24 protein-coding genes are annotated in these 25446 nt (G+C 61.1%); 12 read left to right on the top strand and 12 right to left on the bottom strand.

From position 1 onward, the window contains the following. The first annotated feature begins 120 nt into the window (after positions 1-120). Genes hmgA through maiA form a run of 3 tightly spaced genes read left to right on the top strand, consistent with a single transcriptional unit; the run spans position 121 to position 3383 of the window. Positions 121-1425 carry a homogentisate 1,2-dioxygenase gene (gene hmgA, locus BM317_RS26525; RefSeq protein ID WP_092476864.1) on the top strand — a complete coding sequence of 435 codons (1305 nt, stop codon included), beginning with the start codon at positions 121-123 and terminating at the stop codon, positions 1423-1425. A 3-nt stretch (positions 1426-1428) separates the two neighbouring features. Continuing rightward, entirely contained in the window at positions 1429-2733 is a 1305-nt protein-coding gene (fahA, locus tag BM317_RS26520; RefSeq protein ID WP_092476862.1) for a fumarylacetoacetase, read from the top strand. An 11-nt stretch (positions 2734-2744) separates the two neighbouring features. Beyond that, complete coding sequence (gene maiA, locus BM317_RS26515) at positions 2745-3383, top strand: maleylacetoacetate isomerase (RefSeq protein WP_092166127.1); 639 nt, start codon at positions 2745-2747, stop codon at positions 3381-3383. Positions 3384-3448: 65 nt separating this feature from the next. On the opposite strand, the gene BM317_RS26510 is transcribed toward maiA, so the two are convergent. Continuing rightward, on the bottom strand, positions 3449-4252 hold the full coding sequence (locus BM317_RS26510; protein ID WP_060740710.1) for a SirB1 family protein: 804 nt from the start codon (positions 4250-4252) through the stop codon (positions 3449-3451). A 187-nt stretch (positions 4253-4439) separates the two neighbouring features. Here BM317_RS26510 and BM317_RS26505 point away from each other — a divergent pair, with 187 nt between their 5' ends. After that, positions 4440-5459: a Glu/Leu/Phe/Val dehydrogenase family protein gene (locus BM317_RS26505; RefSeq protein ID WP_060740711.1), complete on the top strand. Its 1020-nt coding sequence runs from the start codon at positions 4440-4442 to the stop codon at positions 5457-5459. Positions 5460-5810: 351 nt separating this feature from the next. Here BM317_RS26505 and BM317_RS26495 read toward each other — a convergent pair whose 3' ends face one another. Further along, positions 5811-6071, bottom strand: a complete 261-nt coding sequence (locus tag BM317_RS26495; protein WP_003205410.1) for a YebG family protein — start codon at positions 6069-6071, stop codon at positions 5811-5813. Positions 6072-6376: 305 nt separating this feature from the next. Here BM317_RS26495 and BM317_RS26490 point away from each other — a divergent pair, with 305 nt between their 5' ends. Beyond that, entirely contained in the window at positions 6377-6877 is a 501-nt protein-coding gene (locus tag BM317_RS26490) for a phosphate-starvation-inducible protein PsiE (protein ID WP_092166131.1), read from the top strand. Here the strand turns inward: BM317_RS26490 and BM317_RS26485 are convergent. Beyond that, a complete protein-coding gene (locus BM317_RS26485) occupies positions 6874-7191 on the bottom strand; it encodes a DUF3509 domain-containing protein (protein WP_060740718.1) in 318 nt (105 codons plus the stop codon). The two genes, BM317_RS26490 and BM317_RS26485, sit on opposite strands and share 4 nt — an antisense overlap. A gap of 498 nt (positions 7192-7689) precedes the next feature. Here BM317_RS26485 and BM317_RS26475 point away from each other — a divergent pair, with 498 nt between their 5' ends. Further along, complete coding sequence (locus tag BM317_RS26475; protein WP_072409467.1) at positions 7690-8100, top strand: HPF/RaiA family ribosome-associated protein; 411 nt, start codon at positions 7690-7692, stop codon at positions 8098-8100. Positions 8101-8181: 81 nt separating this feature from the next. On the opposite strand, the gene fecA is transcribed toward BM317_RS26475, so the two are convergent. The 4 genes from fecA to BM317_RS26455 form a co-directional block, all read right to left on the bottom strand. Continuing rightward, positions 8182-10521, bottom strand: coding sequence for a TonB-dependent Fe(3+) dicitrate receptor FecA (gene fecA, locus BM317_RS26470; protein WP_092166137.1), 2340 nt, complete (start codon positions 10519-10521; stop codon positions 8182-8184). A gap of 109 nt (positions 10522-10630) precedes the next feature. Further along, positions 10631-11590, bottom strand: coding sequence for a FecR domain-containing protein (locus tag BM317_RS26465; RefSeq protein WP_092166139.1), 960 nt, complete (start codon positions 11588-11590; stop codon positions 10631-10633). Then, positions 11587-12075 carry a sigma-70 family RNA polymerase sigma factor gene (locus tag BM317_RS26460; protein WP_092166147.1) on the bottom strand — a complete coding sequence of 163 codons (489 nt, stop codon included), beginning with the start codon at positions 12073-12075 and terminating at the stop codon, positions 11587-11589. The genes BM317_RS26465 and BM317_RS26460 overlap by 4 nt, the downstream gene beginning before the upstream one ends. 129 nt (positions 12076-12204) lie before the next feature. Further along, positions 12205-13080 carry a helix-turn-helix domain-containing protein gene (locus BM317_RS26455; RefSeq protein ID WP_092166149.1) on the bottom strand — a complete coding sequence of 292 codons (876 nt, stop codon included), beginning with the start codon at positions 13078-13080 and terminating at the stop codon, positions 12205-12207. 139 nt (positions 13081-13219) lie between these two features. On the opposite strand from BM317_RS26455, the gene BM317_RS26450 reads away from it, so the two are divergent. Further along, positions 13220-14122 (top strand): DMT family transporter, encoded by a 903-nt coding sequence (locus tag BM317_RS26450; protein ID WP_092166151.1) that lies wholly within the window; start codon positions 13220-13222, stop codon positions 14120-14122. 120 nt (positions 14123-14242) lie between these two features. Here BM317_RS26450 and BM317_RS26445 read toward each other — a convergent pair whose 3' ends face one another. The 5 genes from BM317_RS26445 to norR form a co-directional block, all read right to left on the bottom strand. Beyond that, complete coding sequence (locus tag BM317_RS26445) at positions 14243-15214, bottom strand: 2-hydroxyacid dehydrogenase (protein WP_092166153.1); 972 nt, start codon at positions 15212-15214, stop codon at positions 14243-14245. Positions 15215-15415: 201 nt separating this feature from the next. Beyond that, a complete protein-coding gene (locus BM317_RS26440; protein ID WP_092476858.1) occupies positions 15416-16165 on the bottom strand; it encodes a YkgJ family cysteine cluster protein in 750 nt (249 codons plus the stop codon). Between the two features lie 79 nt (positions 16166-16244). Continuing rightward, a complete protein-coding gene (locus tag BM317_RS26435; protein ID WP_092476856.1) occupies positions 16245-16574 on the bottom strand; it encodes a hypothetical protein in 330 nt (109 codons plus the stop codon). A 118-nt stretch (positions 16575-16692) separates the two neighbouring features. Beyond that, positions 16693-17595: a chemotaxis protein CheV gene (locus BM317_RS26430; protein ID WP_092166158.1), complete on the bottom strand. Its 903-nt coding sequence runs from the start codon at positions 17593-17595 to the stop codon at positions 16693-16695. 325 nt (positions 17596-17920) lie between these two features. Continuing rightward, positions 17921-19477, bottom strand: a complete 1557-nt coding sequence (gene norR, locus BM317_RS26425; RefSeq protein ID WP_092166159.1) for a nitric oxide reductase transcriptional regulator NorR — start codon at positions 19475-19477, stop codon at positions 17921-17923. Between the two features lie 153 nt (positions 19478-19630). Between norR and hmpA the strand changes: the two genes are divergently transcribed. From hmpA to cyoB, 5 genes are all read left to right on the top strand, one after another. Continuing rightward, positions 19631-20812 carry an NO-inducible flavohemoprotein gene (hmpA, locus tag BM317_RS26420; protein WP_092476854.1) on the top strand — a complete coding sequence of 394 codons (1182 nt, stop codon included), beginning with the start codon at positions 19631-19633 and terminating at the stop codon, positions 20810-20812. 365 nt (positions 20813-21177) lie between these two features. Beyond that, positions 21178-21687: a disulfide bond formation protein B gene (locus BM317_RS26415; protein WP_060740730.1), complete on the top strand. Its 510-nt coding sequence runs from the start codon at positions 21178-21180 to the stop codon at positions 21685-21687. A gap of 93 nt (positions 21688-21780) precedes the next feature. Beyond that, the gene (locus tag BM317_RS30465; RefSeq protein WP_139236074.1) at positions 21781-22128 is read left to right on the top strand and encodes a hypothetical protein; all 348 of its coding nucleotides are present in this window, start codon (positions 21781-21783) and stop codon (positions 22126-22128) included. 333 nt (positions 22129-22461) lie between these two features. Next, positions 22462-23409, top strand: coding sequence for a ubiquinol oxidase subunit II (gene cyoA / locus BM317_RS26405; RefSeq protein ID WP_060740731.1), 948 nt, complete (start codon positions 22462-22464; stop codon positions 23407-23409). A gap of 3 nt (positions 23410-23412) precedes the next feature. Then, positions 23413-25443 carry a cytochrome o ubiquinol oxidase subunit I gene (gene cyoB, locus BM317_RS26400; protein WP_092166162.1) on the top strand — a complete coding sequence of 677 codons (2031 nt, stop codon included), beginning with the start codon at positions 23413-23415 and terminating at the stop codon, positions 25441-25443. Positions 25444-25446 lie beyond the last annotated feature (3 nt).

Here is a 25446-nt window from a genome sequence, read left to right as displayed (position 1 = left end):
TTTATAGCTTGACGGTCGCTGTCGAGCAAATTACGTTATGCGTAATTGAATTACGATAAAAATAACCCGGTGCGCCTCAACCACTTCATTGAGTGACAGGCCGCAGTCCCAGGAGGCTCCATGAACCTCGATTCCACCACGTCGGACCTGGCTTACCAGTCAGGCTTGGGCAACGAATTTGCCAGCGAAGCCTTGCCCGGCGCCTTGCCCATCGGCCAGAACTCCCCGCAGAAAGCCCCGTACGGTCTCTACGCCGAGTTGTTCTCTGGCACAGCGTTCACCATGGCCCGCGGCGAAGCTCGGCGCACCTGGATGTATCGCATCCGGCCGTCGGCCAATCACCCGGCCTTCACCAAGCTCGAACGGCAATTGGCGGGCGGTCCGCTGGGTGAGGTCACGCCCAATCGCCTGCGCTGGAACCCGCTGGACATTCCCGCCGAGCCCACCGATTTCATCGACGGGCTGGTGTGCATGGCGGCCAATGCCGGTGCGGAAAAACCGGCCGGCGTCAGCCTTTATCACTACCGGGCCAACCGATCCATGGAGCGGGTGTTTTTCAATGCCGACGGTGAGTGGTTGATCGTGCCGCAACTGGGACGGCTGCGGATCGCCACCGAACTGGGCGTGCTGGAACTGGCGCCGCTGGAAATCGCCGTGCTGCCTCGGGGGCTGAAATTTCGCGTTGAACTGCTCGACCCGCAGGCCCGTGGTTACCTCGCCGAAAACCATGGCGCGCCGCTGCGCCTGCCGGACCTGGGGCCCATCGGCAGCAACGGCCTGGCGAACCCGCGGGACTTCCTGACGCCGGTCGCCCATTACGAGAACCTCGTGCAACCGACCACCCTGGTGCAGAAATTCCTCGGTGAGTTGTGGGGTTGCGAGCTGGATCATTCGCCTCTTGACGTGGTGGCCTGGCACGGCAACAACGTGCCGTACAAATATGACCTGCGTCGCTTCAACACGATTGGCACGGTCAGCTTCGATCACCCGGATCCGTCGATCTTCACCGTGCTGACCTCGCCCACCAGTGTCCACGGCTTGGCCAATCTCGACTTCGTGATTTTCCCGCCCCGTTGGATGGTGGCGGAAAACACCTTCCGTCCGCCGTGGTTCCACCGCAACCTGATGAACGAATTCATGGGCCTGATCCAGGGAGCCTACGATGCCAAGGCCGAAGGTTTCCTGCCGGGTGGTGCATCCTTGCACAGCTGCATGAGCGCCCATGGCCCGGACGGCGAGACCTGTACCAAGGCGATCAACGCTGATCTTCAGCCGGCGAAAATCGACAACACCATGGCCTTCATGTTCGAGACCAGCCAGGTCTTGCGCCCAAGCCGTTTCGCCCTGGACTGCCCGCAACTGCAAACCGACTACGATGCATGTTGGGCCTCGCTGCCTGTCACGTTCGACCCGACCCGGAGATAACCCATGACTCAACTTTCCCCTGCCCGTAGCTGGGTCGCCAGTGCCAACGGCCACGCCGACTTCCCGTTGCAGAACCTGCCATTGGGTGTCTTCAGCGTCAATGGCGGTGCCTTGCGCAGCGGCGTGGCGATTGGCGAGCGGATTTTCGATCTGCAGGCGGCGCTGCACGCGGGCTTGTTTGACGGCGCGGCGCAACAAGCCGTCGAAGCCATGGCCGGCGGCCAGTTGAATGGTTTTTTCGACCTGGGCCGCAGCGCCCGGGTTGCCCTGCGTGAACGACTGCTGGAGCTGTTGCGCGAAGACAGTCCGTTGCGTGGCCAAGTGGAAGCCCTGGAGGCGAAGCTGCTGCTCCTCGCCGCCGACTGCCAGATGCACCTGCCGGCCAGGATCAACGACTACACCGATTTCTACGTGGGTATCGAACACGCGCAGAATGTCGGCAAGCTGTTTCGCCCCGACAATCCATTGCTACCCAACTACAAATACGTGCCCATCGGTTACCACGGTCGCGCTTCGACCATTCGCCCGTCCGGCACCGACGTGCGCCGTCCCAAGGGCCAGACCCTGCCGGCCGGCCAGACCGAGCCGACCTTCGGCCCGTGCGCGCGGCTGGACTATGAGCTGGAGCTGGGCATCTGGATCGGCAAGGGCAATGCGCTGGGCGAACCAATCCCCATTGGCGATGCCGCCGAGCACATTGGCGGGTTCTGCCTGCTCAACGACTGGTCGGCCCGGGATATCCAGGCCTGGGAATACCAACCCCTGGGGCCGTTTCTGTCGAAGAGTTTCCTGACCAGCATTTCGCCGTGGGTGGTGACGGCCGAGGCCCTGGAGCCGTTCCGCCGCCCGCAACCGGAGCGTCCGCAAGGCGATCCGCAGCCGCTGCCGTATCTGCTGGACACGCGTGATCAGGCCGGCGGTGCCTTCGATATCGAGCTGGAAGTCCTGTTGCTGACAGAGGCGATGGTCGAGCAGAACCTGCCGGCCCAGCGCCTGACGCTGAGCAACACCCAGTACATGTACTGGACCGTGGCGCAAATGGTCGCGCACCACAGCGTCAACGGCTGCCAGTTGCAGGCCGGTGACCTGTTTGGCTCGGGTACCTTGTCGGGGCCTGAAAACCATCAATTCGGCAGCCTGCTGGAAATCACCGAAGGCGGCAAGAAACCGATCGAACTGGCGTCTGGCGAAGTGCGCCGATTCCTCGAGGACGGTGACGAAATCATCTTGCGGGCCCGTTGCCGCCGCGAGGGTTTCGCCTCCATCGGTTTCGGCGAGTGCCGGGGCAAGATCCTGCCGGCGCGTTGAGGGGGGAGCGCATGGAACTCTATACCTACTACCGCTCCACCTCGTCCTATCGGGTGCGCATTGCGTTGGCGCTCAAGGGCCTGGATTACCAGGCCTTGCCCGTCAACCTGATCGCTGCGCCTGGGGGCGAGCATCGCCAGCCGGCCTACCTGGCGATCAACCCCCAGGGCCGTGTGCCGGCGCTGCGTACCGATGAGGGCGCGTTGCTGGTGCAATCGCCGGCCATCATCGAATACCTGGAGGAGCGTTATCCCCAGGTGCCGCTGCTCAGTGCCGACCTGGCGGTGCGCGCCCACGAGCGTGGGGTCGCCGCATTGATCGGTTGCGACATTCATCCCCTGCACAACGTCAGCGTGCTCAACCAGCTGCGGCAGTGGGGCCACGATGAAGCGCAGGTGACGCAGTGGATCGGGCATTGGATCAGCCAGGGCCTGGCGGCGGTGGAGCAGTTGATTGGCGACGACGGCTACTGCTTCGGCGCGCTGCCGGGGTTGGCGGATGTGTTCTTGATCCCGCAGTTGTACGCTGCCGAGCGGTTCAATGTTTCCTTGCAGGGGTATCCACGGATCCGTCGCGTGGCGGCATTGGCGGCTGGGCATCCAGCGTTCCAACAGGCGCATCCGGCGAGGCAGCCGGATACCCCGGCTTGATATTGATGTAGGCCGTTGCATCGCTATCGCGAGCAAGCAACCTGAATCTGTATGCCTGCCACCGCTCAATGCACCACCGAATTCGGCGGCAAATGCCCCAGCCGCTCCGTCAGCCGGATTCGCTGGATCGGATCGTCGCTGAGCATCAGGGCATGCTCCAGGTCGAAGCGTTCGGCGTTGGGGCAATCGAGTCGCTGATACAGGCTGGCGCGGGCCAGGTAATCGGCGGCGCTGGCGTTGCCCAGTTCCAGCACCCGTTCGGCGTCGATCAGGGCCGCGATGTAATCGTCGTTCGCCAGATGCAGTTGGCGCAGGTTGCGCGACAGGCGCTGCAGCATCTGCATCGGCTCGGCGTTGACCAGGTGTTCCGCCTTGAGCAGCATGTTCGCGCCGTATTGGCGCTGTAGCAGTTCCCGGCAATCATTGGGGTACAACCGGCGCCCACCGCACGGATCGAGCAGGTGATCGGCGCCGGGCACCTTCAACAGGAAATGTCCGGGGAAATTGACACCGACCATCGGAATTTCCAGGCCACGGGCCAGTTCCAGGGCAATCAGCCCGAGGGCCAGGGGCTGCCCGCGCTTGCGTGCCAGGACTTGGTCCAGCAACGCCGCGCGCGGTCGCAAGGGGGTGAAGTCGTCTTGGGCGAAACCCAGGTCATTGAGCCGTCGCAACAAGGGCTGGCCCAGCTCGCTGACAGGCAGCATCGGCAGGCCATGGCTGACCCGCTGTTGCAGCTCCTTGAAATCCTTCAGCAAGGCCGGGACGTCGACGTCGCGATCATGTTCGGCAGCGATCCACAACGCCGCTTCGAACAGCGCTGGTGGTGAGCGGTGCAGACAATCAAAAAAGGCTTGGCGCGGTTTCATCGAACTCTCCGGGCTATGCTCCCGTTTTAGCCCTGCCATGGATTTTCGTCCAGTCTCGAACAGCCGCTGTCACAGGTTATGCCAAAAAAGACTGACCGCCCTGGCGACTTATTCCGGCGTGCTCCAGCAATTTTCGACTGCACGCCTATACTGGCGAAACAAACAAAAGTGATTCGGGAGCCTTACGATGTTTGCTCTCATGCAAAGCTCCCGCCTTGAATCGCTGCACCTAAGCGTAGACCCGACGACCGGGTTGAAGGCGGTGATTGCTATTCATTGCAGCCGTCCCGGGCCTGCCCTGGGGGGCTGTCGTTATCTTGCCTACCCCGACGACGAAAGTGCCGTGGCAGATGCCGTGCGCCTGGCTCAAGGCATGAGCTACAAGGCGGCGCTGGCCGGCTTGCCCGTGGGCGGCGGGGTCGCGGTGATCATGCGTCCGGCCCATGTCGAGAGTCGGGCGGCACTGTTCGAAGCCTTTGGTCGTTGTATCGAGCAATTGGACGGGCGCTACATCACGGCCATCGACAGCGGCACGTCGGTGGCCGACATGGATTGCATCGCCCAGCAGACCCGCCATGTCACCAGCACCACAGCCTCGGGAGACCCAGCGCCCCACGCGGCAATGGGCGTCTTTGCCGGCATCCGTGCCACCGCCATGGCCCGTTTGGGCAGCGATAACCTCGAAAGCCTGCGGGTGGCGATCCAGGGCCTGGGCAATGTCGGTTACGCCCTGGCCGAACAACTGCACGCGGCGGGTGCCGAACTGCTGGTCAGTGACATTGACCCTGGCAAGGTGCAACTGGCCATGGAGCAACTGGGCGCCCATCCGATCGCCAACGACGCGCTGCTCAGCACCCCCTGCGACATCCTCGCCCCCTGCGGCCTGGGCGGGGTGCTCAACAGCCACAGCGTGGCGCAACTGCGCTGCTCGGCCGTTGCCGGCTCGGCCCACAATCAGTTGAGCAGCCTGCAGGTGGCCGACCAGTTGGAGAGGCGCGGGATTCTTTATGCGCCGGACTATGTAATCAACTCCGGTGGGCTGATCTATGTCGCGCTGAAGCATCGCGGCGAAGAACTGTCGACGATCACCGCACATTTGTCGAAGATCGGTGCCAGGCTCACGGAAGTCTTCGCCCACGCCCAGGCGGAGAAGCGCTCACCGGCCCGGGTGGCCGATGAGTTGGCGGAGCGTCTGCTGTACCGCTGAAAATCCAATTGTGGGAGCGAGCAAGCTCGCGATTGCGGCCGTGCATTCAACGTCTTTATCGACCGTCACACCGCTATCGCGAGCAAGCTCGCTCCCACAGTTTGCTCGCCTTTATTTCTTGCGTAAGGCGTCCTGCCCTTATCCTGCCATTACCTCAGCAGATACACCGGAAAGCATTCACACAAATGCATCACCCGGCGTCGGGTGTTATCCAGGCGTGCGGCGTTGTCCGGTTGTTCCAGCAGGTCGGCGATCAGATTCGCGTCGTTATTACTAAAAAGATCGCAGCCTTCTGCAGCTCCTGCACGGTTATTCCATGCGGGAGCTGCAGAAGGCTGCGATCTTTTTGGGTTACTCGTCCGACGGGTTGAGCAGTTCGGACAAGGCGTCCGGCTGGCTCTTGAAAGCCTTGGCGAACACATCCCGATTCTTCGCCATGTAGATCCCGGCTTCTTCGACCTGTTGCTCGCTCAGCGATGGAACGGCTTTTTGCAACACTTCGGCCAGCAATTCGGCGAGCTCCAGCATTTTGTCATGACGGTCAGCTTCGGCTTTATCCATGAACAAGCGCTCCAGATCTCGGCTGCTGCGGTATACCACTTCGACGGCCATTCACCACCTCACATGCCTTCACATTGGTTTGTCTTTGTGACTACTGTATTTATATACAGGCAAAAGAATAAGCGAATCCTGTTGCTTTGGATAGTGGCTTTTTAATGTAGACCGATTTCGGCATGTGAGAGCGAAGCTTTTGGGAGCAAAGCTTGCTCGGGACAAAGCCGCATGAAGCTCCCAAAAGTGCCGGATACCAGCCTATCGCCATCTCACCCTCAGTCGCTGGCCTTTTTTCTGCATGCAGAACAACCGTCACGTCCAACCCGCATCATCCGGTCGAACCGACCTAAGGAAACTACATCGTGAAAATAAACTGGGCCGAGAACCTGCGCCAGAACGTCCATCAACTGGCCGAGTCCCTGGGAAACCTGTTCGTCGAGACCTTCCACTACCTGGCGCTGTTCGCCATCGGTGCGGTCACCGCGTGGGCGGCGGTGATGGAGTTCTTGCAGATGCTCGAGACGGGGCACATCAAGATCGACGACATCCTGCTGCTGTTCATCTACCTGGAATTGGGGGCGATGGTCGGGATCTACTTCAAGACCAACCACATGCCGGTACGGTTTCTGATCTACGTGGCGATCACCGCACTGACGCGCTTGCTGATTTCCAACGTTTCCCACCACAGCCCGCCCGACCTAGGGATCATTTACCTGTGCGGTGGCATCCTGCTGCTGGCGTTTTCGATCCTGGTGGTGCGCTACGCTTCGTCGCAGTTCCCCTCGGTGAAGATCGAGCACCCGCACCGCAAGGTCGGCGCGGGTTCCAGCGAACATGCCGAAGTGGAGAAAGGTGAGATTTAAAGGCCGGCGGCAGAAGGTGCCGCACCCTGTGCATGCGGTGGTGGCAGCTTGATGTTGTCGCCGCCGGTCATGGCTTCGAGGATGGCCACGGCGCTGTGGCCCTGCTCGATGGCGATGCCGAACTGAATGCTTTGCACCAGGCGCTTGAGCCGTTCCGGGTCGTTGCGTTGCTGGGCGCTGATCATGCGTTTGGCGACGATGCGCCCGCTCTTGGACAGGGTCAGCATGATGCTGCCGTCCAGGCCCTGAATGCTCAGGTTGATTTGATAGTGCGGCGCAAAAGCGTCGGTAATGATCTGAAAAGGGTTGTCCATGATGCGTCACCGCCTGATTGAACGTGCAGTTGTTGACCGGCCGTGATCGGGATTAGTTCGCAACACCGGACCATCGGCCATTCCATGATCGTGTTCATCTCCAGATTCCTGGGGCCGGGCAGGTCTCAGGATCAAAAGATCGCAGCCTGCGGCGGCTCCTATAGGGTGTTAGCAAGTGGCATGCCGGAAAAACTGTTGGACAATGATCCCGGCGTCCAAGCGCCGAACGCTCTGGAATGCGGCTGCCCGTTTCGGGGCAATAACGTGTGGATGTTCGTTGACGGTGCAGGGAGGGAGACGATTTGCGGCGGGTGGGCAGGGCGGGGCAACTCCCGACAGTAACAGTGCTTTTGTCCGCTGTCCGGCTTTATTTGCAAATGGATATTTATATTTTTCCAGGGGTTGAATTGTTCTTCCGCCAGCCCGACTCTGTATTCAAGGGGCCGTTGCATTCACGTCGATGGCCCCCGGCGAGCTAGCTGAAATAAGGGATGAACTATGCAAATCCAAGTCAACAGCGATAACCATATTCAAAGCAGCATCCGACTGGAGGAGTGGGTACGTACTACCATCGAAAGCACGCTCGAACGTTATGAAGAAGACCTGACACGGGTCGAGGTTCATCTGCGGGACGAGAACGGCGACAAGCCCGGTCCCCATGACCTGCGTTGCCAGCTTGAAGCGCGGCCTAAAGGCCACCAGCCGATTTCCGTGACACACAAGGCCGATTCGCTGGAACTGGCGATCGAGGGGGCGGCCACCAAGCTTGAAAACGCCTTGGAGCACTTGTTCGGCAAACTGCGCGGCAAGCGCGCTGCCATTGCGACACCGACCGAATCCGTTGCCTTGGCCGATGCGCTGCTGGAAGAAGAATTCCTGGAGAACGAACGGGCCGCCCTCAACGGCTGAGCCTGCTCGCTTAAAGTCACTCACCGAACGGGCCTGCAATCGCAGGCCCGTCTTGTTTCAGCGGTTCACCGTAGCCCCGACTCAAAACGCCACGGACGTCTGCACATACAACGTGCGCGGTTCCCCCACGTACTTGCCTCGGTTGTTGTCGTCGAACGAGCGGGTGAAATATTGGGTATTGAAGATGTTCTTCACGCCCACCGCCACGTTCAGGTCCGACAGTTGCGGGCCGAAATCATAGGCAGCGCGGCTGCTGAACAGCATGTAGCCGGGGATATTGCCGGTACTGCCGTCGGCGCTTTCAGCCCGGGTGTTGGCATTGTCGGCAAACTGCGCGCTCTGATAGGTGCTGTCCAGGTTCAGCTTCCACGGCCCGTCCGTATAACCCACGCCCAGTGTGCCTTTGTGCTTCGAAGAGAATGGCACGCGGTTGCCTTTGTTCGGTCCGTCTTCACGAATGGTGGCATCGACGAAGGCATACGTGGCATACACGTCGAAACCGGCCAGTGCAGGGCTCAGGCCATCAAGGGCGTAGTTGATGCTGGTTTCGATGCCTTGGTGGCGAGTCTCGCCTCGGGCAATGACCGAGTCGTTGGTCTGGTTGCTTTCATACTGGTTGTCGAAGTTGATCAGGAACGCGCCGATCTCCGCCCGCAGGTTGCCATCGTCGTAGCGGGTGCCGAGTTCCCAGGTGCGGGCCTTTTCCGGTTTCACTTCACCGCTGCTGACACGGTTGGGCATCTGGCTGTACTGCACGCTGCCGAACGAGCCTTCGGTGTTGGCGTACAGATTCCACTCATCGGTCAGGTGATACAGCACGTTCAATGCCGGCAAGGCCGTGTTGTAGTCGCCCTTGTACTTCACATTCGTCAGGTTGTTGGTTTGCTGGGATTCGATCATTTCGTAGCGAACACCCGGCGTGATGGTCCATTTCCCGATGTCGATCCGGTCATCGATGAAAAACGCATTGGCCTCAGTGCCCCCGCGCGTATCACGGTCGTTGCGGCTGGAGGTTGTCGGCAATTCGTTGCTGGCGATCGGCGTGCGGTATCGCAGTTCGTGGCCGGCCTCGTTGATGTAGCGATAGCCGACGCCGACCTCATGGCTGGTCGGGCCGAGGTCGAAACCTTGGGCGAAACGGGTTTCCAGGCCGCGTACCCAATATTCGCGAGGTGACAGGGACAGGAAGGTGCCCTGGTCCAGATAGCCGCTGCGCAAGGTCTTGGTGAAAAACGTACTGGCGGTGAATTCCCGGCGGTCTTGCTGGTAGCGGTAGCCGAAATTGACCAGGGTGCGACGGCCCCAGAAACGGTCGTTCGGACGTGTGGACTGATACGGGTTGGCATCATAGTCGGCGACATTCAGGCCGCCGGGCATGTCGGCCTCGCCTTCGTAATACTGGGCCATGGCATTGAAACTGTTGGCCTCGTCCAGCTGGTAGTTGCCCTTGAGGATGAGGTCATCGATTTGTGTGTCGCTGTGTTCGCGCCAGTCGCCGCCACGGGTGCCGGAATACAGCAGGGCACCGCCCAAGCCGTTGTCGGCGGTGCCGCCCGCCAGCAGATTGGAGTACGTTTTGAAACCGTCATGGCTGGAGGATGGGCTCGTCTCGGTCTGGAAGCCCCCCTTTACCGTGGGTGCATCGGGAATCGCCCGCGTCACGAAGTTGACCACGCCGCCGACGTTTTGCGGGCCGTAGCGCACTGCGCCGCCGCCGCGTACGACATCCACCGCGTCCATGTTGCCCATGCTGACCGGTGCGAACGATAGTTGCGGCTGGCCGTAAGGTGCGAAAGGCACCGGGAGGCCGTCCATCAGCACCGTGGAGCGTGAGGCCAGGCGTGGGTTGAGCCCGCGAATACCGAAGTTCAGCGCCATGTCATGGCTACCAGTGCCGTTGTTTTCCGGTGCATTGACGCCGGGAATGCGATTGAGTACATCCCGCGCCTGCGTCGCACCCTGGCGCTCGAACGCTTCACGACGGATAACGTCACGGGCGCCGGGGTGTTCGAAGACATTGGCTTGCGCGGCGTCGCCGAGCCAGTCTCCGACCACGGTGGTGGTGCCGATGTCCATCGCGGTGTTGGTGGCCGGTTGCAGGCTGAAGGCGTTATCTCCCTCGGGCCGGGCTTGCAGGCCTGTGCCTTCGAGCAGCGCGCTCAGCCCTTGCTCTGGGCTGTAGCTGCCTTCCAGGCCGCGACTCTGCAGGCCAGCGGTCGTCTGCGAGCCGAAGGAAATCAGCACCCCGGCCTCGCGTCCGAACTGATTGAGGGCATTTTCCAGTGACGACGGCGCGATGTGATAGGCCTTGGCATCGGCAGCCTGTACGCAAGGCAGTGCGACGAAACTCAAGCTGGCCCCCAGGAGCCATTGACGCATGGTACGGGCCAGTGGGGTGAGACGGGTAGGTTGTTGCGGCATGGATGAGGGTCTCGAGAAGGTTGTATCGAAGTGGCTTTCCTTCTCTGTCACCCGAGGCAGGGAAAACAGCTCACGGTTGCAGGTTTTTTTTCGGCAGGACGGTCATGGTTCAAGCACGGGCCTCGACCGAGACCCAATAGCGGGTAAAGCGGCGTACTTGGACCGGTAGGCTGACTTCCAGCAGATCGAGGATTCGTTCGCTGTTGTCCAGCGGATAAGTTCCGGAGATCAGAAGGTTGGCAACCGCCTTGTCGCAGTGCAATTGGCCGCGGCGGTACCGGCCGAGTTCGTCGAGAAAGTCCGCCAGACGCATGTGCGCGGCTATCAGCATGCCTTGCGTCCAGGCACCGCTGTTGGCATCCAGCGCCGTGGCGGGCCCGGCGCCGTTGATGCCAAGGCTCAGTTGCCGTGATGCACCCAGCAACGAAGACGGGCCGTGTCGGCTGTGAATGTCCACCTCGCCTTCAAACACCGCCACCTGGGTGTGTTCCGGATATTCGCGTACGTTGAACCGGGCGTTGCGGCTTTCCAGCCGGCCATGGGCGGTCAGTACGTGCAGGGGCCTGGGGTCCCGGGCCGCCGTCAACAGCAGTTCACCCTCCAGCAGGCGGATCAAGCGACGGTGAGCGTCGAAGCGAACGTCGACCGCGCTGCCGCTGTTGAGCTGCAACTGGCTGCCGTCATCCAGCATCAGGCGACGCCGTTCGCCCACCGGGCTGCGAAAGTCGGCCATCAAGGGTGGCAGCCACTGGCGTTCACGCAGGCCCCAGGCCAACGTTGAGCCGGCCCCCAGTACCAGTAACGTTTTGAGCGCCCGCCGCCGCATGGCGGACTTCGGTGCATTGAGGGTCGCATGGGCTAACGCAGGGGATACGCTGCGCAGCCGTTGATTGACCCGTTGGATATGTTCCCAGGCACGGCGATGTTCGCTATGAGCATCGAGCCATTGCTCCCAGGCTTGCTGTTGGCGGGTGTCGAGTGGGCCTTGCTGCATTTCCAGGAGCCAGTGCACGGCCTGCTCGGCGACTTGGGCGCTGACGTCAGGTGCGCCGTTGATCGACGGGGTCATAAGGCGAAGTAGCAGCGCATCGCTGCCTTGTTCAGATGGCGCTTGACCGTTGCCAGGGAAATCCCCAGTTCACGGGCGATTTCGTTGTAGGTCAGGCCATCGACCTGGGCCAGCAGAAACGCCTGCTTGACCGCTCGCGGCAACCCATCGAGCAGTTGGTCCAGTTCCGTCAGGGTTTGCAGGATGATTGCCCGTTCTTCCTCCGACGGCGCCACCTGCTCCGGCAGTTGGGCGAGGGTGTCGAGGTAGGCGCGCTCAAGGTCCTGGCGGCGGTAATGGTTGAACAGTACGCGCTTGGCAATGGTCGTAAGGAATGCGCGGGGTTCCAGGACAGGCTGCGGATCGCGCGTCGTCAGCACGCGCATGAACGTGTCCTGCGCCAGGTCGGCGGCACTGTCGGGGCACCCGAGTTTTCTTCGCAACCAGCTGTTGAGCCAACTGTGATGGGCGTTGTAGAGCACTTCGACGGTGTGTGCAGGCGGCAACGAGGAACATCCCGACAGCGCTGAGCTGTGCTAGAGAACAAGAATTGTTCGCATTGTAGAGGCGCGGCAGTGGCTACGGCAATCGGGATCAGTGCCTGGTTGTTTCATTTGGCCGGAGCGTGGTGGTGCCTAGCGCAAGAATGCCTGTCGATATTCCCCGGGGCTCGCCCCCAAGGTCTGGCGAAAACGGTTGGTGAAGTGGCTGGCGCTGGCAAATCCGCAGGCCAGTGCCACCTCGCCCAACGGTTGTGACGTGGTACGCAGCAAGTGTTGCGCGCAAGCCAGGCGCCGGGCCAGTACATATTGATGGGGCGGCAGCCCGAAGCTTTCGCGGAACATCCGCGCGAAGTGGTATTCGGATAACGCGCATAACGTCGCCAATTGCCCGAGGCTGATGGGGTCGGCCAGGTGGCTGTCGACGTAATCCACCAGCAACCGCCGCTGGTGAGCCGCCAGGCCGCCCTTGAGGCGAAGCCCCTGGCGCTGGCCGACCTGGCTGAGCAGCAGGTGGTTGAGCAGGTCATGGGCCAAACTGGTGGTCAACAGGCGTTCCCCGGGTTCGTCCCAGTTCAGCGCGATCAACTGGCGAAAGCGATGCGCCTGCTGCGGGTCGTCGAGGAACGTTTCCTCGTGCAGTTGCACCTGCCGCGGTTCGCGGTCCAGCAGCGTGATGCACCCGAGGGCGAATTGTTCCGCGCTGAAATACAGGTGGGCGAGGCGAATGTCGCCGTTGATGACCCAGGCCGATTCATGTCCGGCGGGCAGTACGCAGAGTTTGCCCGGCGCCCCTGTGGTCTCGGGTCGTTCGCGGCGAAACGTACCGGTGCCACCGGCGATGTAGCAGGACAACGTATGGTGGGTCGGTGCCTCGTAGTCCTGGGCGTCGTGCTGGTTGCTCCACAAAGCGGCCGCCATGCCGTCTCCGAGCTCGGCGCTGTGCTCCAGGCGAGCATTGGGCGAGCTGTTGAGGGCTTGGAAGACTTGCAGGCTTTGCAATGTGGGCATGATCGGTTCTCTCCAACGCCTTGCATCCTACTCCCTCGCCCCGCTCCTGCCAGCCCGCCAGCCGACAAAACCGCAAGTTTATGCAAGTGCCGCAGCGGCGGTGGCGTGACACTGAAGGTCATTGTCAGGAGCCGTCACCATGAACCTCTCGTTGTACCTGCTTACCGTGCTCATCTGGGGCACGACCTGGATCGCCCTGAAACTGCAGTTGGGCGTGGTCGCCATCCCCGTGTCGATTGTCTATCGCTTCGGTCTCGCGGCGCTGATCCTGTTTGCCATGCTCCTGCTCAGCCGACGCTTGCAGGTGATGAATCGGCGCGGCCATTTGATTTGCGTTGCCCAGGGCCTGTGCCTGTTCTGCATCAACTTCATGTGCTTCCTGACTGCCAGTCAATGGATCCCCAGTGGCTTGGTCGCCGTGGTGTTTTCCACCGCCACCCTCTGGAACGCCCTCAATGCCCGGGTTTTCTTCGGTCAGCGGATTGCCCGTAACGTGCTGTTGGGGGGCGCGCTGGGGCTTTCGGGGCTGGCCTTGCTGTTCTGGCCGGAACTGGCCGGCCACAGCGCAAGCCCGCAAACGATGCTCGGATTGGCACTGGCGCTGCTGGGGACGTTGTGTTTCTCGGCGGGCAACATGCTGTCGAGCCTGCAACAGAAAGCCGGCCTCAAGCCATTGACCACCAATGCCTGGGGCATGGCCTATGGCGCAGCGATGCTGGCGGTGTGGTGTGGGTTCAAAGGCATTCCGTTCGACATGGAATGGAACACGCGCTACATCGGCTCGTTGTTGTACCTGGTGATTCCGGGGTCGGTGATCGGCTTTACCGCCTACCTGACACTGGTCGGGCGCATGGGGCCGGAACGGGCGGCCTATTGCACTGTGCTGTTCCCGGTGGTGGCGTTGAATGTCTCGGCGTTTGTCGAGGGCTACCAGTGGACAGTGCCGGCATTGGTGGGGTTGGTGCTGGTGATGCTGGGGAACGTGCTGGTGTTTCGTAAGCCACGGCCGGTGGCGACGAATGTCGCGCTGGGTGCACGCTGAGACAGAACGCCTGGCGAGAATACCGTGGCGAGGGAGCTTGCTGTGGCGAGGGGATAAATCCCCTCGCCACAGCAAGCTCCCTCGCCACGGTGTGTTCCCCCGGGGGCTTTTGCGGAGGATTTATTTCCAGACTTGCGGGTTGACCAGGTTCTGCGGTCGCTCGCCCAACAAGGCACTGCGCAAGTTATCCACAGCCAGATTGGCCATGGCCTCACGGGTTTCGTGAGTCGCCGAGCCAATGTGGGGCAGGGTCACGGCGTTTTTCAGCTGGAACAGCGGCGATTCGGCCAATGGTTCTTTCTCGTAGACATCCAGCCCGGCACCGCGGATGCGGTTGTTCTGCAATGCTTCGATCAGCGCTGGTTCGTCTACCACAGGGCCACGGGAAATGTTGACCAGGATGGCACTCGGTTTCATCAGGCCCAGTTCACGCTGGCCGATCAGGTGGCGGGTTTTCTCGCTCAACGGCACCACGAGGCAGACGAAGTCGGCTTCGGCCAGCAATTGGTCCAGTTCGCGAAATTGTGCGCCCAGCTGGTTTTCCAGCTCGGTCTTGCGACTGTTGCCGCTGTAGATAATCGGCATGTTGAACCCCAGCCGGCCACGCCGGGCAATGGCTGCGCCGATGTTGCCCATGCCGACGATGCCCAGGGTCTTGCCATGCACGTCGCTGCCGAACAACTGCGGGCCAACCGTCGCTTGCCATTGCCCGGCTTTGGTCCAGGCGTCCAGTTCGGCCACGCGCCGGGCGCTGCTCATCAGCAGGGCGAAGGCCAGGTCGGCGGTGCTTTCGGTGAGCACGTCGGGGGTGTTGGTGAGCATGATCCCGCGTTCATTGAAGTAGGCCAGGTCATAGTTGTCGTAGCCCACCGACACGCTGGAAACCACTTGCAGGTTCGCGGCGCTCTGCAGTTGCTCGCGGCCGAGCTTGCGACCGACACCGATCAGCCCGTGGACGTGAGGCAAGGCTTCGTTGAACTGCGCGTTGATGTCGCCGTTCGACGGGTTGGGGACGATCACGTCGAAGTCCTGGCGCAGGCGTTCGATCATGGGGGGCGTGATACGGCTGAAGGCAAGTACGGTTTTTTTCATCGTGCAAGGCTCATCTGCAAGGAATACCAAGCACGCTAACATTCCTGGCGCGGGTTAGGCGAGAGGGCAGGGTGTAATCGCACCGACACCAGTCTTCTGTGGGAGCGAGCTTGCTCGCGATGGCGCCAGCCCAGTCACTCGCAATTGATTGACAGACCGCTATCGCGAGCAAGCTCGCTCCCACAGGGGATCTTTACAAACTCAGGCGGCCCGCAGGGAAATGAAGGCGTAGGTGACCGGTGCTTCAGTGACCACCCGCGCGCCGCTGGCCGAAACCTGGTTGGCCACGTCCTCGCCGGACAGGTGGAACTGCCATTCGCCAGCCGCCAGGTCCAACGGCTGCGAGCGGGCTTGATCGATAGCGGCGGCAAACGCAGCCATGTTCGGCAGGTAGGCCGTGAATCCGTCGCCCTTCAACGCCGTCGTGTGGATGCCCAGAGACATGCAGATGCGTTCCTTGATCGCGATTTCCTCACGATCGGCCTGGCGTGAACGCTCGATCAAGCGGGCCAGTTCCTGGTCCACCAATTCAGCGCCCAGTATCAACTGCGGCCCCGTTTCCCACGACTCCGGTGGGCAATCCTTGGCGGCGGGATCGAGCGGGATGTGTGGATTGATTTCCATGGGATAAATACGACACACCAAGGGTCTGCGCTCATAGATGCGGCACAGGTTTTCGTCGTCCAGATTATGGCAACGACCCACGTTATAAGCGGCGAACGTGATCGCCACCAGCGCGTCGCTCGTGCCGCTACGGACCACCGCCGAGCGTCGTTCGGCATGTTCACGTTGCGCCACCGGAAGGCCGAGGCCATTGGGCAGGAAGGCCTCGACCAGGACAATCACCTGGCCGCCGTCATTGGCCCACATCCTGGCTTCGTCGAGGGTCAGGGGAACGTGATGGCCGGTACAGCATTTACCGCACCCTACACAGGAAAACGTGGTGTTCATTGATCGACCAAAGGCAATAGGCTGAAAGCGGCGCCGGAAAAACGCCGCGATAAGCCCTGCGAAGCAAGTTATGCGCCATTCATCGAGGGGCGTCGGTCGGGCGGATCGAGTCCCATTCGGTGACGAAGGCGGTCCCGGTTTTCTTGCGGTAGAGGCACAACTCGGTGCCGGTTGCGCCTTTCATGTGTTTCTGTGGGTATTGGCCTTGCAGCAACACAGCGGTGTAGCCCACCCGGTCGTCGAATTGCGCGGCGGTGCCGACGGGTTCGGGGTCTTTAAGGCCGCTGGCCTTCAAGCAACTGGCGAGCACTTTTTTGTCGTAGGCGGCCCAGGCGTCGGGGCTGGAAGCCTGAGCCTCAAAGGCCATGGCGGCAGTGAGGCCGAGGAACATCAGCGCAGGGGTTTTCATCAACAATGTCCTTGTTCAGGGGAACCAGGGCAGGAGTATGCCTGAGGTTGGAGCAGTGTTCAGAGGCCGCGACGATCGCAGCCTCCTGGCGTTCGGCCTGCATTGCCGCGGGTGGGTGTCAGCGCCCTTGTTCGGCGACGGCCTTGGCCGCGGTGATCAGGCACTTGGTCAACTCCGGTGACGAGAACTTGGTGAGCACCCCGTTTGCGCCGGCCAGGCGCGCCTTTTCACTGTTCATGGCGCTGTCGAGCGACGTGTGCAGCAACACGTAGAGGTGCGCGAAATCCGGCGTTTCGCGCAGGGTCCGGGTGAGGGCGTAGCCGTCCATTTCCGACATTTCAATATCGGAAACGATCAGGTTGATCTCCTGCGCAGTGCCCTGCAGCTCCAACAGACAGTCGATGGCTTCCTTGGCGCTGCGGGCGGTGTGGCATTGCAGGCCCAGGTTGCGCAGGGTGTACACCGATTGCTGCAGCGCGACCTGGCTGTCATCGACCACCAGGATCCGGGCGTTGCCCAGTACTTCGGCGTCTTCCATGCTCAGTTCGGTCGGCGCGGTTTCGATCTGCGCCGGGGCGATGCCGTGGATGACCTTTTCGATGTCCAGCACCTGCACCAGCGTACCGTCCACCGAGGTCACGCCGGTGATGAACGCCCGCACGCCGCCGGAACCGTAGGGCGGTGGTTTGATGTCGGTGGTCAGGCAATGCACGATCTTGCTCACCGCCTGCACATGCAGGCCCTGTTTGGAACGGCTCACGTCGGTGACGATCAGGCAACCGCCGTCCGGATCTTCCAGCGGCCGCTCGCCAATGGCGCGGCTCAGGTCGATCACCGACAACGACGTCCCGCGCAGGGTGGCGATGCCTTTGACGTGCGGATGGGACTCCGGCAGTTTGGTCAACGGTGGGCAGGGAATGATTTCACTGACCTTGAGCAGGTTGATCGCCATCAGCTTGCCGCTGCGCAAGGTAAACAGCAGAAGCGAAAGTGAATCTGCGCGGGCTTTGTTGGAAGACATAAAAACCTTCTGTGGAAAAAGGTGGGGCGAGCCTGAAGATCGCCAAAACAGCTTTTGATATTGGGTTATCGACTTGTCGGGGGCAGGCTTTAGGACGAAAGCGGTCGACAGCCAATTTCAAGTCAGCGGCCTGCGGACGCTCATCTTGTGGCGAGGGATTTACCTGTGGCGAGGGGATTTATCCCCGATGGGTTGCGCAGCAACCCCAAACAAGGCTGAACGCATTCAGTCTGATACTCCGGGTTGGTAGATTTTTGGGCTGCTGCGCAGCCCAGCGGGGATAAATCCCCTCGCCACAGAGGGCCTCAGTGGCTGCTCAAGGACACTACTTTAGCCCCAACCGCCTGGCCATCCGCCCCAGGTTCGCCCGATCCAGCCCCAGCTCCCGGGCGGCGCTGGCCCAGTTGTGCTGGTGCCGCTCCAGGCAGGCGGCAATCAAATTGCGTTGGAATTCGTCCACCGCTTCGCGCATGTCTCCCGTCACGCCCACCTGTGCCGGTGTCGGGCCGGTGGATGATGGGGCAGGGTTATCCACAGGGGCTTGGGGCAAACCCAGGTCCTGGGCGCTGAGGCTGAGGATCTTCGGGCGCGTCGGGCAGCGGCCCAAGGCCTTCAGGGCACTGCGGCCAATCAGGTGTTCCAGTTCGCGTACGTTGCCCGGCCAGTCGTAGGCCACCAGTGCGGCCTGGGCGTCGTTGGTCAGGCGCAGGCTGCCCAGGCCCATGCGTGAACGATTCTGTTCCAGGAAAAAGCCGCTGAGCAGCAGCACGTCCCGTCCGCGCTCACGCAGCGCCGGTACCTGCAATGGGTACACACTCAAGCGATGGTAGAAGTCGGCCCGATAACGGCCGTTGCGCACTTCTTCGGCGAGGTCGCGATTGGTGGCCGCGATCAGGCGCACATCGACCCGGTGCTCCTTGTCCGAACCCAGGCGCTGCAGTTGGCCGCTTTGCAACACCCGCAGCAACTTGGCCTGGACCGTCAGGGACAACTCACCCACCTCATCGAGGAACAAGGTGCCGCCGTCGGCCAGTTCGAATTTGCCGCGCCGGTCGTTCGTCGCCCCGGTGAAGGCGCCTCGTACGTGGCCGAAGAGTTCACTTTCCACCAGCGTATCCGGCAGGGCGGCGCAGTTGAGGCTGATGAGCGGCTGCCCGGCGCGTTTCGACGCGGCATGGATGGCCTGGGCGACCAGTTCCTTGCCCACACCGGTCTCGCCCGTGATCAATACGGTCAGGTCGCTGCCGCCCACCAGCGCGATCTCTTCCACCAGGCGCTTGTGGGCCTTGCTCTGGCCGACCATGTCGCGATGTTGCTGGCCGCTGGCCTGGCGATAGACCTCGGCGCGACGGTGCTCATCCTCGGCCTTCAAGGCCAGGCGCTCGATGCGTTCGGCGGCGCTGACCGTGGCGGCGGCGAGGCTGGCGAAGGCTTGCAGGGCGCTCAGGTCGATGGGTTCGAAGCGTTCCGGGTCCAGGGAATCCAGGGTGAGCAGGCCCCAGGGGCGCTCGTCGACGAACAGCGGACACCCCATGCAGTCGTGGACCTCCAAGTGCTCGGCCAGCCCCTCGACCAGCCCGTCGTACGGGTCGGGCAGGCCGCTGTCGGCGGCGAAACGGGTGGGCTGCGGGTTTGCCAGCAGCGCTTCGAAGCGTGGGTGTTCGCTGACCCGGAAGCGTCGGCCCAGTGTATCGGTACTCAAACCGTCCACCGCCAGGGGCACGAGGCAGTCCCCGTCCAGGCGTAGCAGCGCGGCTGCGTCACAGGGCAGCAGCGCACGCAGGGCGCCCAGCAAGCGGCGATAGCGCTCGCCTTCAGGCAGTTCGCGGGACAGGTCCGCCACCAGGGGCAGCAAGGCTGTGAGCAGAGAGGTTGCAGTCATAAGGACTCCATGTAGTCCAAAAGACTCTAAATCGTTCTGTGTCCTTATGACTACTTTTTATTTAACTAATTGAAAAATAAGAAAATAAATTGTGGCACGGAAACTGATAGTAGAGCCGTAGTTGTTATTCAAGTCCTTGCATGGAGTCACCTTATGCTCAGCCAAGAAGAACGCGCCATCATTCGCTCCACCGTGCCATTGCTTGAAAGCGGGGGTGAAGCGCTGATCACTCACTTCTATCGCATGATGCTGTCCGAATACCCGCAAGTGCGCCCGCTGTTCAACCAGGCTCACCAAGCCAGTGGCGATCAACCCCGTGCGCTGGCCAACGGCGTGTTGATGTATGCGCGGCACATTGACCAGCTCGACCAGTTGGGCGACCTGGTGGCGAAAATCGTCAACAAGCACGTTGCCTTGCAGATCCTGCCGGAACACTACCCGATTGTCGGTGCGTGCCTGCTGCGAGCCATTGCCGAGGTGTTGGGCGCGGAGATCGCCACGCCCGAGGTGATTGCGGCGTGGGGCGCCGCCTACAACCAGTTGGCCGATATCCTGATCGGTGCCGAAACCGGCATGTACGACAAGAAGGCCAAGGCGCCGGGCGGCTGGCGTGGCGAGCGTGAGTTCATCCTGGCGGCCAAGGTCCAGGAAAGCTCGGAGATCACCTCGTTCTACTTCGAGCCGGCGGACAAAGGCCCGATCCTGGTGGCCGAGCCGGGCCAGTACATCGGCATGAAGCTCATCCTCGATGGCGAGGAAGTGCGCCGTAACTATTCGCTGTCGGCCCTGGCGGACAATGGTCAGTATCGGATCAGCGTCAAGCGCGAGCCGGGCGGGCGGGTGTCGAACCACCTGCATCATCATTTCGACGTCGGCAGCCGTATCCAGTTGTTCCCGCCGTCCGGGGATTTCTACCTGACCGCCAGCGACAAGCCGCTGGTGCTGATCAGCGGCGGCGTCGGCATCACGCCGACCCTGGCCATGTTGCAGGCGGCACTGCAAACCGAGCGGCCGGTGCATTTCATCCACTGTGCACGTAACGGCCGCGCCCATGCCTTCCGCGACTGGATCGACGACTTGGCCACGCGGCATCCGCAACTCAAGCGCTTCTACTGCTACGACGAAGACGACGGCTTGAGCCCGGCGGCGGATAAGGTGGGGCTGCTGAGCCAGGAGCAATTGGCGCAATGGCTGCCGGAGCAGCGTGACCTGGACGCCTATTTCCTTGGGCCGAAGGGTTTCATGGGCGCCGTCAAGCGCCACCTCAAGGCCCTGGGCGTGCCGGACCGGCAGAGCCGCTACGAATTCTTCGGTCCGGCGGCGGCGCTGGAGTAAGGTCTCCACGCCCGCCACAGATCCCTTGTGGGAGCGGGCTTGCTCGCGAAGACGGCGGCACATCCAACATTGATGCAAGCTGACCCATCGCTTTCGCGAGCAAGCCCGCTCCCACAAGGTGGCTGACCATAAGGCCAGGGCAAACTCCTTGTGGGAGCGAGCTTGCTCGCGATAGCGGCGGCAGGTCCATCCCTGTCCAACTGCCAGAATTAATCCCCGCTTAACTTTCTTGCGGTCTATTCCCTCCAATGTCGACGCTCGCTGCTCGTTCACTGTCATGGTCAGCGTGTAGACTTCGATACATCCGATTGCGCGCCGGGTGTCGCGAGGCTGCGCGTCGATCCATGCAGACAAAGGGAAACGCAATGAGTGAGGAAATGATGCGGCTAGGCCGTGAGCGACGCTATCTGGTGCTGCTGGGGCTGATCTGCCTGGCGCTGATCGGCGGTGCGCTGTACATGCAGGTGGCCCTCGGCGAGGCACCGTGCCCGCTGTGTATCTTGCAACGCTATGCGCTGTTGCTGATCGCGATCTTCGCCTTCATCGGCGCCGCCATGCGCACCCGCCGCAGCCTGACGATCTTCGAAGGTCTGGTAGTGCTCTGTGCCTTGGCCGGTGCCGGTGTGGCAGGGCATCACGTGTACACCCAGTTCTTCCCCGCGGTCAGTTGCGGCATCGACGTATTGCAACCGATTGTCGATGACCTGCCGCTGGCGAAGATCTTCCCGCTGGGTTTCCAGGTCGATGGCTTTTGCTCCACGCCTTACCCACCGATCCTGGGTCTGTCCCTGGCGCAATGGGCGCTGGTGGCCTTCGTGTTGACGGTGGTTCTGGTGCCGTTGCTGGTGTCGCGTAACCGCAAACCGCTTCGCTGAAACGCCTCGATGAAACGCCCCGGTTCTCTCCTGGAGAGCCGGGGCGTTTTACGTTTCACGCTCAAGACGGAGCGTCCTTGATCCGAGGCAAGAATGACCTTCGGCAATGTGCGACACGTTGTCACATATCTTGCGGCGCTCAGCCTTTGCGAGAGAGATAACGCACGCTTTCCTGTAACAAAAAAATGTCTGATTTCGCAACTGGCGTATCGCCTGCAGCAGGCATTTTTAACAGCGACGCGTCAGGCGGTGGAGGCCCCGAAAACCGGGCATTTGCCGGGCAAAAAACCTCTTGAAGATCCTCTCGAGCTGTCTAAATCGGGCGTAGTAGACCTACGTTTTTTGGGGTTCTTGTTGAGAATGAATTTCGATACCATGCTGGCCCGTTGCAATATCAGCAAGAGATTGTTGCCGAATCGGTTAAAAATTATTTCGGGATGAGACATGGTCTACAGCGCGTCACCTCACTACAATCGCCCGCACCGATTTTCCGACCCGGCTCAGGCTTGAGCACGAGAGTGGTCGAAGGGCGCCAGCGCCCCATGCGACCCCAGGTGTCGGTGCCTCCAACTACCCGCACCAAATGGAATTGGGCTTGAACTAGGCCTTTTGACCAACGAATAAGAACTCACTGCTGGCCCGGGATGTGTCGAACAGCCGCTGACGTTCGATGGGCAGCCCTTATTCAATCCAAGAAATGCCAACCCTTGGCAGGGTGAAGTGTTGGCGATCAAAACCCAACTGCATTGCGCAAGCTGCTTTAGAGGTCGTGAGATGAGTAAAAACAGGTACCCCCGATTACTAGGCTTGTTGCCGCTGCTCGGCACGTTGCTGCTGGGAGGCTGCAACATGACCTTGCTCGATCCCAAGGGCCAGGTCGGCCTGGATGAACGAAACCTGATCATCACCGCCACACTGCTGATGTTGCTGGTCGTCGTGCCGGTCATCGTCATGACCTTCCTGTTCGCCTGGAAGTACCGCGCAACCAACACCAAGGCCACGTACACGCCGAAATGGTCGCATTCGACCAAGATCGAAGTGGCGGTGTGGACGATTCCAGTGCTGATCATCATTGCCCTGGGTTACATCACCTACAAGTCGACCCACGCCCTGGACCCGTATCGTCCACTGGATTCGGACGTCAAGCCGATCACCATTGAAGTGGTTTCGATGGACTGGAAATGGCTGTTCATCTATCCGGAACAAGGCATCGCCACCGTCAACAAGATCGTGTTCCCGGCCCACACGCCGATCAACTTCAAGGTCACCTCCGACACCGTGATGAACTCGTTCTTCATCCCGGGCCTGGGCGGCCAGATCTACGCGATGGCGGGCATGCAGACCAAGCTGCACCTGATCGCCAACCAGAACGCCGAACTCGACGGTATCTCTGCCAACTACAGTGGCGCGGGTTTCACCGGCATGAAGTTCAAAGCAATCGCCACGACCCAGGAAGATTTCGACGCCTGGGTCAACGATGTGAAGAAGGCACCTAAACAGCTTGAAAAAGCTGAATACGAAGCCCTTTCCAAACCGAGCCAGAACAACCCAGTCGAACTCTACTCGTCGGTTACGCCGAACCTGTTCCAGACCATCATCGACAAGTATGAAGGGATGAATCCGGGCAAGCCGATGCACCACGAGAAGAACGAGAAGGAAGTGGCTCACAACATGGAAGGGATGGACATGAGCTCGCATTCAGCTGCCGGGGCAGAGGAGTAAACGATGTTTGGTAAATTAAGTTGGGAAGCGATCCCGTTCCACGAGCCGATTGTCATGGTGACCCTCGCCATCATCGCGCTCGGTGGTCTGGCATTGTTTGCAGGCATCACTTATTTCAAGAAGTGGACCTACCTGTGGACCGAGTGGCTGACCTCGGTCGACCACAAGAAAATCGGCGTGATGTACATCATCGTCGCCATGGTCATGCTGCTGCGCGGTTTTGCCGACGCCATCATGATGCGTACCCAACTGGCCATGGCCACCGAGGGTTCGCCTGGCTACCTGCCGCCTGAACACTATGACCAGATCTTCACCGCCCACGGTGTGATCATGATCATCTTCATGGCGATGCCATTCTTCACCGGCCTGATGAACCTTGCGGTGCCGCTGCAGATCGGCGCCCGTGACGTTGCCTTCCCGTTCCTGAACTCCTTGAGCTTCTGGCTGCTGGTGTCCGGCGTGGTGCTGATCAACCTGTCCCTGGGCGTTGGCGAATTCGCCAAGACCGGCTGGGTGGCCTATCCGCCACTGTCGGGCTTGCAATACAGTCCGGGCGTGGGGATGGATTACTACATCTGGGCGCTACAGCTTTCCGGATTGGGTACGACGCTGACGGGGGTCAACTTCCTCGCCACCGTGGTGAAAATGCGTACCCCTGGCATGAAGTTGATGGACATGCCGATCTTCACCTGGACCTGCACCTGGGCCAACGTCCTGATCGTCGCTTCCTTCCCGATCCTGACCGCTACCCTGGCTTTGCTGACGCTTGACCGCTACATGGATTTCCACATTTTCACCAATGAGCTGGGTGGAAATCCGATGATGTACGTCAACCTGTTCTGGGCTTGGGGTCACCCTGAGGTGTACATCCTGATCCTGCCGGCGTTCGGGATTTTCTCCGAAGTCATCTCGACCTTCTCCGGCAAGAAACTGTTCGGCCACCACTCGATGATCTACGCTTCCGGCGCGATCTCGGTACTGGGCTTCATGGTCTGGCTGCACCACTTCTTCACCATGGGTTCGGGTGCCAGCGTCAACGCCTTCTTCGGCCTGGCGACGATGCTGATTTCGATCCCGACAGGTGTGAAGCTGTTCAACTGGCTGTTCACCATCTACCAGGGCCGTCTGCGCTTCACCAGCCACGTGATGTGGACCCTGGGCTTCATGGTGACCTTCGCCATCGGCGGCATGACCGGCGTACTGCTGGCCATCCCGGGTGCTGACTTCGTGTTGCACAACAGCCTGTTCGTGATCGCGCACTTCCACAACGTGATCATCGGCGGCGCCGTGTTCGGCTACATTGCCGGTTTTGCCTTCTACTTCCCGAAAGCGTTCGGCTTCAAGCTGCACGAAGGCTGGGGCAAGGCAGCGTTCTGGTTCTGGATCACCGGCTTCTTCGTCGCGTTCATGCCGCTCTATGTACTGGGCTTCATGGGCATGACCCGTCGCCTGAACACCACCACCAACCCTGAGTGGGTGCCGTACCTGTACGTCGCCATGTTCGGTGCGGTGATGATCGCTGTCGGCATCGCCTGCCAGTTGATCCAGTTGTATGTCAGCGTGCGTGACCGCAACAAGCCAGAGAACATGTGCGAACACGGCGACCCGTGGAATGCCCATACCCTGGAATGGTCGACCTCTTCGCCGCCGCCGTTCTACAACTTTGCCGTGCTGCCGAAAGCGGACGTCATCGACCCGTTCACCGAAGCCAAGGAAAACGGTACCGCGTATCCGGTTCCGGCCAAGTACGAGCCGATCCACATGCCCAACAACACCGCGACCGGTGTGGTCATGGGCGCGCTGCTGACCGTGTTCGGTTTCGCGATGATCTGGCACATCTGGTGGCTGGCCATCGCCAGCCTGGTCGGCACCGTGGTGTATTTCGTGATCCATGCCGCCCGTGACGATCAGGGCTACATGGTGCCGGTGGATGTCATCGAACGCATCGAAGCCGAGCAGCACAAGCGCCTGGTAGCGGCCGGGAAAGTCCCCGCCTCCGCCACCCGTGTTGAAACCTCGTTGGAACAGGCTTAAACC

Source organism: Pseudomonas sp. NFACC24-1 (genome assembly GCF_900115235.1).
In the GTDB taxonomy this organism is placed as follows: Bacteria; Pseudomonadota; Gammaproteobacteria; order Pseudomonadales; family Pseudomonadaceae; genus Aquipseudomonas; species Aquipseudomonas fluorescens_AA.
Note: the sequence above shows the minus strand (reverse complement) of the source record. Positions and strands in the feature narration are given on the sequence as shown.